This window comes from Rickettsia endosymbiont of Urophora cardui (assembly GCF_964030725.1).
GTDB lineage: Bacteria > Pseudomonadota > Alphaproteobacteria > Rickettsiales > Rickettsiaceae > Rickettsia.
This window is the reverse complement of the sequence record NZ_CAXIPY010000006.1, coordinates 320,912-332,918: the sequence shown is the minus strand read 5'-3', so window position 1 is coordinate 332,918 and position 12,007 is coordinate 320,912. Positions and strand designations below refer to the sequence as shown.

Here is a 12,007-nt window from a genome sequence, read left to right as displayed (position 1 = left end):
TCTTAAAATATTACAATTAGCAAAAATGTATGGAGAATTGAATGTAGTTACTGCATTAGAAGTGCTATTAGAAAAGAAGATTGAGCCAATAATTGATCATATTACAGATTTACTAAATAGCCAGACTCAAACTGTTTGTTCAGTAAAAATTAATCAACCAATACTGTCTGAATATGATCAATTACATTGCTTTAAAACAATGGAGGTTGCATGAGTAAACAGATAATAACTCCGCAACCGCTAAATAATTTACTCAAGAACCTTTGCTTACCTACTTTTGCGAGTCTTTTGCAATGATTGTGTAAATTTTTGTTGAGCCTATATTAGAAGTAATTAAAAATATAGGTAACAGAAATGCAAATAGAGAAGAATAAAAAAATAAATGAAGCAATAGATTTGCTGATAGAAGGTGGAGTAGATTTAAAAACAGTACTAAGTCAGAATGGAATGATGCTCCTCGCAGCAGAGCTACGAGGTATCTAAAAAAGTTTTAGTTGTTTCTTATGATATCACGAAGCAGAGCTTCGGGGAATTAAACCCTGAGAGATTAATTAAGGAATTAACCAAGGGTATTTTAGAGCGAGCACTGCATGCTGAGATGTCAGAACATTTAGGTTATAGCAAGTATGATAGAGCTGAAACTGAGAATGCGAGGAATGGTAGTTTTAGTAAGAATCTGATTAGTGAGAATGGTACTATAGAGCTAAATGTTCCAAGAGACAGACAAGGTAAATTTGAACCTATAATAGTCTCAAAGAAACAAACAAGAATAGATGGCTTAGACCAAAAGATAATATCCTTATATGCGAAGGGTATGAGTGTGTCTGATATTAAAACACAATTGCAAGAATTATATGGAGCTGAGATCAGTGAGAGCCTAATCAGCAGGATTACAGATGAAGTAATAGATGAGGTCAAGATTTGGCAGAGTAGACCTCTTGAATCAGTATACCCTATAGTATATTTTGACTGTTTAGTAGTGAAAGTAAGACAAGATAAACTTATTATTAATAAATCAGTATATGTAGCTTTAGGAATAGATTTATCTGGCAGAAAGGATATTTTAGGCTTATGGATAAGTGAGAATGAAGGAGCTAAATTTTGGCTTGGTAATTTTACTGAAATGAAGAATCGAGGAGTAAAAGATATCTTAATTGCTTGTAGTGATAATCTAACTGGTATGTCTGATGCTATTGCATCAGTATATCCGAAAACTGAACATCAAATTTGTATTGTCCATCAGATCAGGAATAGCCTCAAATATGTATCATATAAAGATAGAAAGCAATTAGCAGCGGATTTGAAACTAATCTATACTTCTGCTACTGAAAAAGAAGCAGAATTAGCTCTTGAGTCATTTGATCAAAAATGGAGTAAGCAATATCCGCATATAGCTAAATCTTGGTATAATAATTGGGATAATTTGATAATTTTCTTGCAATATCCAAAGGAGATTCGTAAGATTATTTACACTACAAATGCGATAGAATCGCTGAATAGCCAATTGAGAAAAGTTACTAAGAATAAACGCATCTTTCCAAATGATGACGCAGTATTTAAGGTTTTATATCTGACAATTGATTATATTACCAAAAAATGGTCTATGCCTATCCCCAATTGGAATGAAGCTATGGCTCATTTTATGATCAAATTTGATGGTAGAATTTAATGGTTCACGAAATTTACACAATTGATGAGACAGAGCCACTTTTGCATCGTGCTATAAATCAGTTGCAGAAAGCTTTGAGCAAGAAAAGAAAACATATATAGATTATCTACAGGAGTTAGCCATACGTGAGTTAGAACATAGACAACAACAACGTATTGCCAGATTGCTGAAGCAAGCAAAACTCTCTCGAGATAAGTTATTAAGCAACTTTGATATTAAGCGTATCCCAGGATTATCGCCAACTAAGATCCAATATCTTGCACAAGGAGAATTTATGGATCGCTATGAAAATATACTTATTTTTGGTAATCCTGGCACTGGCAAAAGTCATCTTAGTATAGGTTTAGCACGTGAGTGGTGTCTTGCTGGTAGACGTGTATTATATACAACAGCAGCTAATTTGGTTCAACAATTACTAGAAGCAAAGCTTAGTTTAAAACTTAAGCAAATTATTAAAAAATTCGATTATTTTGAAATATTGATAATTGATGATATATCATATGTACCATATAATCGTGAAGAAACTGATGTTTTATTGTCCCAAATTTGGGAGAAAAACCCCGCACTTGCAGTGCGTCGTTTTAACATATAGAATGAAGAGATGAAGTATTACAAGAAGCTAAGCCGCACAGTTTACGATTGCACTTATCATATAGTATGGGTGACTAAATATCGCTATAATATATTGGTAGGAGAGTCAAGGACCTAATCCAAGAGATATGTAAGAATAATGGTGTAGAGATATTAAGAGGGAAGATAGCTTCAAATCACGTACATATCTATGTATCTGTGCCACCTTATCAAAGTATTAGTAAGGTGGTACAGTATCTAAAAGGAAAGAGTGCAAGGAAGATTCAGCAGGAATTTCCAGAATTACGGCAACAGTATTGGGGTAAACACTTATGGGCTGTTGGATATTTTGTCAGAACCACAGGCAATGTGACTGACAAAATGATTAAGGATTATATTGATAAACATGAATCGAGAGATGATAAGTTTGGAAACTTTCAAGTTGAAAACTAGCTATAGCTAAGGCATTTATGCCGTAATCTTAAGCCCTGCATTTACAATGCAGGGTGATTAACTTTAATAAGCTCAATATAATAGGTAGGTATTATGTTTAGAAAATTTATATTAGTAGCATTATTATGTGTAAATAGTTATAAAACTTTAGCAGAAGATAAGAAATTAGAGGACATACCAAATAAAAATTTGATAAATATTTCTAAAAATTATAGTTATAGTGAATCGTCAGTAAAAAAGAAAAAACAATCTACAGAAAAGAAAAAATTAAAAGGTGCATTACCTAGTGATCAGATTCAAATTAAAGGTATTAAGGATAACTTTGAAATAATAGATAAAACTAGTGATGATGATATTCACACTGCAAAAGAAAGAAAACTTGTTCAGAATAATTTTGAAATAATAGAGAGAATTAGTGGTGATGATATTCACACTGCAAGAAGAAGAAAGCTTGTTCAGGGTTACACAAATAGTATTACATATCATCAATGGGTGTTAAAGAGAAAGCAATTTTAGAAAAGAAAAATGAAAGAAAAATTGAGAGAATTATATATTCAATAGAGTAAATATAAAAAATAACCGCAATAATGCAGTAGTTGGAATTAGTAACAGCTTATTTATAAAGCAGGCAGCAGATGATATAATTGATCGTTTGAAAATGATCGATAAAAAATTTTCTGATATTTTAGAAATTTCTGCTAAGTGCGGTCATCTAACTAAGTTATTAAAGACTGTTTATAGGGGTACTAAAATTACTGCCGTCGATATATCGCCTTTATTGCTTGATTTATTTGAGCATGATAATAAGTTATGTATTGATGAGGAGCATTTAGAACTTCCAGAAAATTCATTTGATTTAATAGTTTATTCCTTAGGCTTACACTCCATAAATGACGTACAGCGTTTTTTGTTTAATATAAAAAAGTTCCTAAAAAATGATGGGGTTTTTATCGGTAATTTTATTGGAGGTAGCAGCCTTCAAAATTTGCGTAAATCTTTAATAGAACTCGAGATAGAAAGCAGCTCTCAACATTCTCCTCATATCTCGCCTTTTATTCATTTCGATCATGTTCCAATTTTATTATCACAAGCAGGCTTCAATGAAGTAATTGTTGATTACGAAAATATAGAGCTGAAATTTGATAATCCGTTAGAGTTAATGAGGGAGATAAAAAATATAGGCGAGTCAAATTCTTTAATTCTGCGTCAAAATTATGCTATTTCTAAAGGAATGTATTCTTTGCTACAAAACCATAAAAATGGCTTCGAAGATAACATTACTTTAATTAGTTTTATTGCTTCACCTAGTAAAAATAGTATAAACCTGAATTCTGGATTAATCTAGGTTTGGAAGTAAGTATTTACAAGGGATAGAAGATACTCTATATAATTTTTAGCAAAAAAACAAGAGTATCCCCATGAAGAAAGATATTACTGCATTATTTGAGTCTTTTGCAATGATTGTGTAAATTTTTGTTGAGCCTATATTAGAAGTAATTAAAAATATAGGTAACAGAAATGCAAATAGAGAAGAATAAAAAAATAAATGAAGCAATAGATTTGCTGATAGAAGGCGGAGTAGATTTAAAAACAGTACTAACCTGAATTCTGGATTAGCTAATTTTGAGATATAGCAGGTTTGTTAGGTTTCATACAGTATGCAATTAGGGCGGATAAGATATGTACAAAGGCATTCCAAATTGATCTATGTCTTGTATGTTCGATCTCGAAAGCACCCTTCAGCACACTAAATAGTCCGTCCGCCAAAACTCTATAAGCCTTATAGATAATATGGTTTTAAGACAAGAAGTAATACAACAATCCGTAAGAAAATGATAAAATATGGTCATAAACCTTATGGATTTCAGTCAATGCCAATAGACAACATTATCAAATCGCAAGAACAAGGGAAACTGTTTGGTTATAAATTAAAAGAAGAATTAAACCCAAATAATAAGCTATATAAATTAAGAGAATTAATAAATTGGTCTAGGCTCGAAGAGTGGTTATCAAAAAATGTTTGTATTAAGAAATTTGGTAGAAATAGAAAATGTCATAGAGTGATGCTTGGCATAACGATGCTACAAGCAATGTATAATTTTTCAGATTCATTATCAGAGGAAGAGCTAAAAGAGAATATGTATTGGCAGTATTTCTGCGGGTGGGAATATATAGAAAAAGACATAGCTATCTCGGAAACTAGTATACGACGGTTTCGTAGTGTATTAGGTGAAGCTGGATATAATGAGATATTATCGGAGTTGATCAGGGTTGGGATAAAAACTAACACAATTAAAAAAAAAGATTTGGAATTAATCATCGCTGATACGACTGTACAAATTAAGAATATCAAACACCCACACGATGTTTATTTAATGGATAAAGCTAGGCTTAGCATAGTAAAGCTTTGCAACAGTTTGGGTATACATTTGAATGAAACATACGCTAGAACCTATAAACGCGATATAGTAAAGCTATGGAAATATAAAGAACATAGTAAAGCCAAGAAGCGTTGGAAAATAATGAAGCATTTAAAAATATTACTGGGTCGTTTGATTAGAGTATGTGAGCGTGAGATCAAAAATAAGCAATTAAACTTGTCTCTCAAAAATCAAGAAGTATTGCAAAAAATAAAACAAATACATAACCAATCTGTTTTAAAAAGAGAAGCTAAAAAGCAATATAAAGAAGATAACAAAGTATTATATAGTTTTCATGCCCCTGAAGTAGAGTGTATAGGAAAGGGAAAACGCAACAAGCCATATGAGTTTGGCAATAAAGTAGCGGTAGTAGTAAGTGGTCGTAGAAATTTTGTTTTATCCGCAAAATCGTTTCATAATAATCCTTATGATGGTCATACATTGCATCAGAGCTTTGAAGCAGTAGAGAGTGTCACTGGAATCAAGATAAAGAAATCATTTGTTGATCTTGGGTATAGTGGTAGCAATGTAAAGGAGAAGAGTAAGGTATATACCCCAAAAACGCGGAAGAAGTTGTTACAAGAGGACAAGTCTATGATCAAGAGACGCAGTGCCATAGAACCAATAATAGGTCACTTAAAGCAATATGGTCGGATGGGTAGAAACTTCTTGAAAGGTATGATAGGAGATATTATCAATCCAATAATCTCTGCTATTGGTTTGAATTTACGATGCATTGCAAATCATTTACAAATCGTGTCTAACTCCACATAAATCAAAAATATCATCATGCAAAAACTAGATGAACGATAAAAAATCGTTAACAATAGCTCCATATCAAAATTAGACCAACACAGAAATGTATCAGTAAAAATTAACATAACTTATTAATTTTTATTGAAAATCTTAGCAATTTGTTGTCAAAACTCTATCCCATTACAAATGATCAGGATTTGAAGTGTTTTTGGCGGATAGACTAAATACTGTTTCGATAATTGAGCGTTTGCGTAATAATATTTTTTCAAATAATGGCATAAGTTTATTCTTCATTTTCTTCTTTATGCCAGTTACTAACTTGATTCCTTTGCTGTATAGATCATCAAAGAGCTCCTGTTTGATATAACCCTTATCGCCAAACAATAATCCCGTGATATGTTTGGTGATTATCGAAACCGGCGCTCTATCATCTACATTACCAGGCGTTAGTTTTAGACCTTGAATCTCACCTTTTTCGTTAATAACCAAATGTAATTTTAGACCAAAAAACCAACTTTTTGTTGTTTTACCCAAAGCAGCAATACCGGCAAAGACTTTATTACGAGAGATTCTTTTTCGATGACAAACCTCTAAAGATGTGGCGTCAATATAAGAAACTCCCGTAGATTGAGCTGCCTGCATATACCATTCAAGTAATAAAACTAAATAACTCAGAACTCTTGGTTTTAGAGCTATAAAACGAGTATATGATGGAAGAGTTACAAAGTCTGATTTATATAATTGTAGATAGGACATATAAAAATATTTAAAGTTTTTACAAGGTGATTGATGGTATAAAAGCACTATTGTTAACAGCTCAGAATAGCTTATTTCAGGCTTTCTTGTAGGGTTTTTATTAATTAATGGTAGAAATGATTTATTAATCCACTGCTCGCTAATTTTACAAAAATCATCGACAAAACAAAATAATGCAGTAATATCTTTCTTCATGGGGATACTCTTGTTTTTTTGCTAAAAATTATATAGAGTATCTTCTATCCCTTGTAAATACTTACTTCCAAACCTAGATTAATCCAGAATTCAGGTTACTAAGTCAGAATGGATTAATTAAGGAAATGATGCTCCTCGCAGCAGAGCTACGAGGTATCTAAAAAAGTTTTAGTTGTTTCTTATGATATCACGAAGCAGAGCTTCGGGGAATTAAACCCTGAGAGATTAACCAAGGGTATTTTAGAGCGAGCACTGCATGCTGAGATGTCAGAACATTTAGGTGTAGAAGTTAAGATTTGATCTTACAGACACTATAAATTTTGCCCCTGATTGTCAGTTAAATTTTGACTGTCAGATACATATTCAAGATACAAGATTTCATTATTCTTTTCAACAGCTAATTTCTTACTATCCTTAAAAGTTTGCATAGGAGTTTTTCCATAACAATATTTACCAGAATGAGGTCTTTCATTATTGAAATACTCTAGCCAGATATCAAGATCTAATTGTAGGTCATCAAGAGCTGTATAAATCTTTTTCCGCATAGCTGTATCAAAGAATTCTTGTTTCATGGTTTTATTAAAACGCTCACACATACCGTTTGTTTGAGGAGAATATGCTTTAGTAGTAGTATGCTCTATACCTTCGATACTTAGAAATAATTCAAAAGCATGATGCTCTATATTCCCCTTATATTCTGACCCACGATCTGTCAGAATACGAAGTATTGGTATCCCTTGAGTCTCATACCATGGTAACACTCGGTCATTAAGCATATCAGCAGCAGTTAAAGCTGTTTTATCAGTATATAGTTTAACATCAGCTACTCTGCTGTAGCTATCAATAAATACCTGAGAATAAACCTTACCTATACCCTTAAAGTTGCCGGTAAATTCCAGTATTAATTAAGCCAGATTTATATTTTCTTCCCATACCTCATTGGGTGTTTTATAACCGAGCACTTTTCTTGGTAAATTATTTAAAAAATCCTCAATTTCTTGTAATGGCTTTATTGTTAATTTTTTTATATCTAAAGATTTAGAGTATACTCTGTGCACCATTGAGTTAATCTTCTCTATCAATGGTTTTTGCCATGGAGAATAAGGATTGCAAAAATATACTTTTCGTTCAGATTTTGGCAATAGTTGTTCATGATTGGTAAATTCTTTGCCATTATCTAACGTTATGCTTTTGATTATATGCGACAATTGTTTAAGTTTTTTATTCATGTTACCAATCACATCTTGTGTTCTTTTTGAACGGTTTAAAGTGAGAAACACTTTTTGTGTTCTGATATCCACAAGAGCGCCTATATTACGACTTTGATTACCTTTGTTAAAAGTTAAATCACCTTCTAAATGACCTATTGCTGCTATCTTTCTATTTATCTCTGGTCTTTCAGTAATGGAAACTCGATTTGGTATTGTAATTCTTTTGTTTCTGATTCTTGTACCATGATGCAACCTATTTTTCCTTTTTCTTGCTAAAGATAAATATAATTTTTGCCTTTGTGCTATAGGAGATGTATAAATAAACTGGTATATACTCTCTGTAGAAATATTGACAGTATCTCGTGATAGTTTACGTCTACCTGAAATTATATCTGGTGAAATACCCTGTGTTAACTGCTTTATTATTTCTGCTCGTAAATTATTATCAATATCTAATTTTCTTTTTCTCTTACCTTGCCTTAAACTGCAAGCAAGTGTGTTAGCCCTATCTGGTCTATAATTATGCCTCATTCTCTTGAGTTCATAACATATAGTGCTTTTATCACGGCCAATCTTTGTCCCTATATATCGCGAGCTATAACCACTCTTATTCATTTCGTATATTTTAAATCTTTCATCTATCGTTAAATGAGCCATGATATATCTATATTTAAATGATGCTCCTCGCAGCAGAGCTACGAGGAGCATCATTAAATCAGTATATGTAGCTTTAGGAATAGATTTATCTGGCAGAAAGGATATTTTAGACCTGAATTCTGGATTAATCTAGGTTTGGAAGTAAGTATTTACAAGGGATAGAAGATACTCTATATAATTTTTAGCAAAAAAACAAGAGTATCCCCATGAAGAAAGATATTACTGCATTATTTTGTTTTGTCGATGATTTTTGTAAAATTAGCGAGCAGTGGATTAATAAATCATTTCTACCATTAATTAATAAAAACCCTACAAGAAAGCCTGAAATAAGCTATTCTGAGCTGTTAACAATAGTGCTTTTATACCATCAATCACCTTGTAAAAACTTTAAATATTTTTATATGTCCTATCTACAATTATATAAATCAGACTTTGTAACTCTTCCATCATATACTCGTTTTATAGCTCTAAAACCAAGAGTTCTGAGTTATTTAGTTTTATTACTTGAATGGTATATGCAGGCAGCTCAATCTACGGGAGTTTCTTATATTGACGCCACATCTTTAGAGGTTTGTCATCGAAAAAGAATCTCTCGTAATAAAGTCTTTGCCGGTATTGCTGCTTTGGGTAAAACAACAAAAAGTTGGTTTTTTGGTCTAAAATTACATTTGGTTATTAACGAAAAAGGTGAGATTCAAGGTCTAAAACTAACGCCTGGTAATGTAGATGATAGAGCGCCGGTTTCGATAATCACCAAACATATCACGGGATTATTGTTTGGCGATAAGGGTTATATCAAACAGGAGCTCTTTGATGATCTATACAGCAAAGGAATCAAGTTAGTAACTGGCATAAAGAAGAAAATGAAGAATAAACTTATGCCATTATTTGAAAAAATATTATTACGCAAACGCTCAATTATCGAAACAGTATTTAGTGTGCTGAAGGGTGCTTTCGAGATCGAACATACAAGACATAGACAGGAGTTTCGCACTTAGCAAAATTGTGTATTAGTTAGAAGCCATTTAATGTTGTTCTGAATTGATGTTTTTATAACTTCCCAAGTTTGTTGATATAAAGTAATGTTTTCATTTATCCTCCTTTTGTTCATATCAAGCCAGGCCAATACAGCAAGGCAAATATGATTTCTTTGAGCTCGACCCGTGCGTGCCTGACAGCATTCAATACCACAAGTTTGTTTCAATTCTCGATGATAAACTTCTATAGACCAACGCGCCTTAACAATTTTCTCTATTTGCTCACGTGTAGGATTCTCTAAATTAGTTGTTATGTAATCAATGCGACCATTTTTTGCCACAAACTTAAATACCGTAACCCAACCGTATCCACGTAGGTGAATTTTTAGCCCTTCATCGGGAATCTCTAAAGTTTCCAAGCTAACATTACGATTAACTTTTCTATTTTTTCTTAGGTTGGTAACCCATATCCAACCTAAATTACGTATATGTTTTAAATTATCCAAACCACTATACCAAGCATCCATAACTATAGCATCAGGCTTGATACCTCTTTCTTTAGCTAAAGTAAGCATATCACAAAAATGCTCGTTCTTTGTTTTACCATCAGTTTCTTTATCATATATTCTATAATCTACAGGAGTAGATTGATCAATTTGAGTATTGTAATGCAGTAAGTTTACCATTCCTATACCAGGTATAACATCATGTACAGCCCCAGAATATTGATAATTTACAAGCTCGATCCTCTTACTGTATTGCTTTGACAATAAGGTGTCATCTCCCACTAATAAACAAGGATCTTCCAGATCAATATATTTTGACACTTTGCTATAGATTTCGCTAGGGCGAAAATCCTTACTCTTTAACCATCGACTTGCACTATCGTGCGATAGATCTAATGGACTTACTTCAGATAATGCTTTGCTAGTATATCTTACACTACTTGCTTGTAAGAATGATTTATATAAATCTTTGCTACATTTTGATCTTGTCATTTTTATCTAAAACTATTTTTCTCTAGATTAGCATATTATTTGCTAAGTGCGAAACTCCTGATAGATCAATTTGGAATGCCTTTGTACATATCTTATCCGCCCTAATTGCATACTGTATGAAACCTAACAAACCTGCTATATCTCAAAATTAGCTAATCCAGAATTCAGGTTTTAGGCTTATGGATAAGTGAGAATGAAGGAGCTAAATTTTGGCTTGGTAATTTTACTGAAATGAAGAATCGAGGAGTAAAAGATATCTTAATTGCTTGTAGTGATAATCTAACTGGTATGTCTGATGCTATTGCATCAGTATATCCGAAAACTGAACCAGGAGTTTCGCACTTAGCAAAATTGTGTATTAGTTAGAAGCCATTTAATGTTGTTCTGAATTGATGTTTTTATAACTTCCCAAGTTTGTTGATATAAAGTAATGTTTTCATTTATCCTCCTTTTGTTCATATCAAGCCAGGCCAATACAGCAAGGCAAATATGATTTCTTTGAGCTCGACCCGTGCGTGCCTGACAGCATTCAATACCACAAGTTTGTTTCAATTCTCGATGATAAACTTCTATAGACCAACGCGCCTTAACAATTTTCTCTATTTGCTCACGTGTAGGATTCTCTAAATTAGTTGTTATGTAATCAATGCGACCATTTTTTGCCACAAACTTAAATACCGTAACCCAACCGTATCCACGTAGGTGAATTTTTAGCCCTTCATCGGGAATCTCTAAAGTTTCCAAGCTAACATTACGATTAACTTTTCTATTTTTTCTTAGGTTGGTAACCCATATCCAACCTAAATTACGTATATGTTTTAAATTATCCAAACCACTATACCAAGCATCCATAACTATAGCATCAGGCTTGATACCTCTTTCTTTAGCTAAAGTAAGCATATCACAAAAATGCTCGTTCTTTGTTTTACCATCAGTTTCTTTATCATATATTCTATAATCTACAGGAGTAGATTGATCAATTTGAGTATTGTAATGCAGTAAGTTTACCATTCCTATACCAGGTATAACATCATGTACAGCCCCAGAATATTGATAATTTACAAGCTCGATCCTCTTACTGTATTGCTTTGACAATAAGGTGTCATCTCCCACTAATAAACAAGGATCTTCCAGATCAATATATTTTGACACTTTGCTATAGATTTCGCTAGGGCGAAAATCCTTACTCTTTAACCATCGACTTGCACTATCGTGCGATAGATCTAATGGACTTACTTCAGATAATGCTTTGCTAGTATATCTTACACTACTTGCTTGTAAGAATGATTTATATAAATCTTTGCTACATTTTGATCTTGTCATTTTTATCTAAAACTATTTTTCT

Annotated in this window: 9 protein-coding genes and 8 pseudogenes; 11 read left to right on the top strand and 6 right to left on the bottom strand. The window is 32.5% G+C overall.

What is annotated here, in order from left to right:
- The first annotated feature begins 37 nt into the window (after positions 1 to 37).
- The 7 genes and pseudogenes from AAHI98_RS09485 (at position 38) to AAHI98_RS09455 (ending at position 4,037) form a co-directional block, all read left to right on the top strand.
- Positions 38 to 214 (top strand): hypothetical protein, encoded by a 177-nt coding sequence (locus AAHI98_RS09485; RefSeq protein ID WP_342224661.1) that lies wholly within the window; start codon positions 38 to 40, stop codon positions 212 to 214.
- A gap of 140 nt (positions 215 to 354) precedes the next feature.
- Positions 355 to 483, top strand: a complete 129-nt coding sequence (locus AAHI98_RS09480) for a hypothetical protein (RefSeq protein WP_342224793.1) — start codon at positions 355 to 357, stop codon at positions 481 to 483.
- A gap of 25 nt (positions 484 to 508) precedes the next feature.
- Entirely contained in the window at positions 509 to 1,669 is a 1,161-nt protein-coding gene (locus tag AAHI98_RS09475; protein WP_342226163.1) for an IS256 family transposase, read from the top strand.
- 52 nt (positions 1,670 to 1,721) lie between these two features.
- A pseudogene (locus tag AAHI98_RS09470) lies at positions 1,722 to 2,261 on the top strand (ATP-binding protein); the annotation flags it as partial.
- A gap of 9 nt (positions 2,262 to 2,270) precedes the next feature.
- A pseudogene (gene tnpA / locus AAHI98_RS09465) lies at positions 2,271 to 2,692 on the top strand (IS200/IS605 family transposase).
- A 93-nt stretch (positions 2,693 to 2,785) separates the two neighbouring features.
- Positions 2,786 to 3,208 (top strand): hypothetical protein, encoded by a 423-nt coding sequence (locus tag AAHI98_RS09460; protein WP_342225732.1) that lies wholly within the window; start codon positions 2,786 to 2,788, stop codon positions 3,206 to 3,208.
- 34 nt (positions 3,209 to 3,242) lie between these two features.
- On the top strand, positions 3,243 to 4,037 hold the full coding sequence (locus AAHI98_RS09455) for a methyltransferase domain-containing protein (protein ID WP_342226162.1): 795 nt from the start codon (positions 3,243 to 3,245) through the stop codon (positions 4,035 to 4,037).
- A 272-nt stretch (positions 4,038 to 4,309) separates the two neighbouring features.
- On the opposite strand, the pseudogene AAHI98_RS09450 reads toward AAHI98_RS09455, so the two are convergent.
- Positions 4,310 to 4,444: pseudogene (locus AAHI98_RS09450) on the bottom strand (IS982 family transposase); the annotation flags it as partial.
- 80 nt (positions 4,445 to 4,524) lie between these two features.
- On the opposite strand from AAHI98_RS09450, the gene AAHI98_RS09445 reads away from it, so the two are divergent.
- A complete protein-coding gene (locus tag AAHI98_RS09445; RefSeq protein ID WP_342224717.1) occupies positions 4,525 to 5,886 on the top strand; it encodes an IS5 family transposase in 1,362 nt (453 codons plus the stop codon).
- 168 nt (positions 5,887 to 6,054) lie between these two features.
- Here the strand turns inward: AAHI98_RS09445 and AAHI98_RS09440 are convergent.
- The 3 genes and pseudogenes from AAHI98_RS09440 to AAHI98_RS09430 all read right to left on the bottom strand — a co-directional run.
- Positions 6,055 to 6,819: pseudogene (locus tag AAHI98_RS09440) on the bottom strand (IS982 family transposase); the annotation flags it as partial.
- Between the two features lie 311 nt (positions 6,820 to 7,130).
- Positions 7,131 to 7,712: pseudogene (locus tag AAHI98_RS09435) on the bottom strand (integrase core domain-containing protein); the annotation flags it as partial.
- Positions 7,713 to 7,724: 12 nt separating this feature from the next.
- Positions 7,725 to 8,687, bottom strand: a complete 963-nt coding sequence (locus tag AAHI98_RS09430; protein ID WP_342225258.1) for an IS30 family transposase — start codon at positions 8,685 to 8,687, stop codon at positions 7,725 to 7,727.
- 206 nt (positions 8,688 to 8,893) lie between these two features.
- Here AAHI98_RS09430 and AAHI98_RS09425 point away from each other — a divergent pair.
- A pseudogene (locus AAHI98_RS09425) lies at positions 8,894 to 9,667 on the top strand (IS982 family transposase); the annotation flags it as partial.
- A gap of 14 nt (positions 9,668 to 9,681) precedes the next feature.
- Here the strand turns inward: AAHI98_RS09425 and AAHI98_RS09420 are convergent.
- The gene (locus tag AAHI98_RS09420) at positions 9,682 to 10,662 is read right to left on the bottom strand and encodes an IS701 family transposase (RefSeq protein WP_342224656.1); all 981 of its coding nucleotides are present in this window, start codon (positions 10,660 to 10,662) and stop codon (positions 9,682 to 9,684) included.
- A 53-nt stretch (positions 10,663 to 10,715) separates the two neighbouring features.
- On the opposite strand from AAHI98_RS09420, the pseudogene AAHI98_RS18655 reads away from it, so the two are divergent.
- Together AAHI98_RS18655 and AAHI98_RS09415 are read left to right on the top strand one after the other, a co-directional pair.
- Positions 10,716 to 10,814: pseudogene (locus tag AAHI98_RS18655) on the top strand (IS982 family transposase); the annotation flags it as partial.
- A 13-nt stretch (positions 10,815 to 10,827) separates the two neighbouring features.
- Positions 10,828 to 10,983 (top strand): annotated as a pseudogene (locus AAHI98_RS09415) (transposase); the annotation flags it as partial.
- 21 nt (positions 10,984 to 11,004) lie between these two features.
- On the opposite strand, the gene AAHI98_RS09410 reads toward AAHI98_RS09415, so the two are convergent.
- Positions 11,005 to 11,985 carry an IS701 family transposase gene (locus tag AAHI98_RS09410; protein WP_342224656.1) on the bottom strand — a complete coding sequence of 327 codons (981 nt, stop codon included), beginning with the start codon at positions 11,983 to 11,985 and terminating at the stop codon, positions 11,005 to 11,007.
- Positions 11,986 to 12,007: the final 22 nt, after the last annotated feature.

Bases quoted from the DNA above. Each gene is read 5' to 3' on its own strand.
- AAHI98_RS09420 (WP_342224656.1), bottom strand. From the start codon at position 10,662: ATGACAAGATCAAAATGTAGCAAAGATTTATATAAATCATTCTTACAA.
- AAHI98_RS09410 (WP_342224656.1), bottom strand. From the start codon at position 11,985: ATGACAAGATCAAAATGTAGCAAAGATTTATATAAATCATTCTTACAA.
- AAHI98_RS09480 (WP_342224793.1), top strand. From the start codon at position 355: ATGCAAATAGAGAAGAATAAAAAAATAAATGAAGCAATAGATTTGCTG.
- AAHI98_RS09430 (WP_342225258.1), bottom strand. From the start codon at position 8,687: ATGGCTCATTTAACGATAGATGAAAGATTTAAAATATACGAAATGAAT.
- AAHI98_RS09460 (WP_342225732.1), top strand. From the start codon at position 2,786: ATGTTTAGAAAATTTATATTAGTAGCATTATTATGTGTAAATAGTTAT.
- AAHI98_RS09445 (WP_342224717.1), top strand. From the start codon at position 4,525: ATGATAAAATATGGTCATAAACCTTATGGATTTCAGTCAATGCCAATA.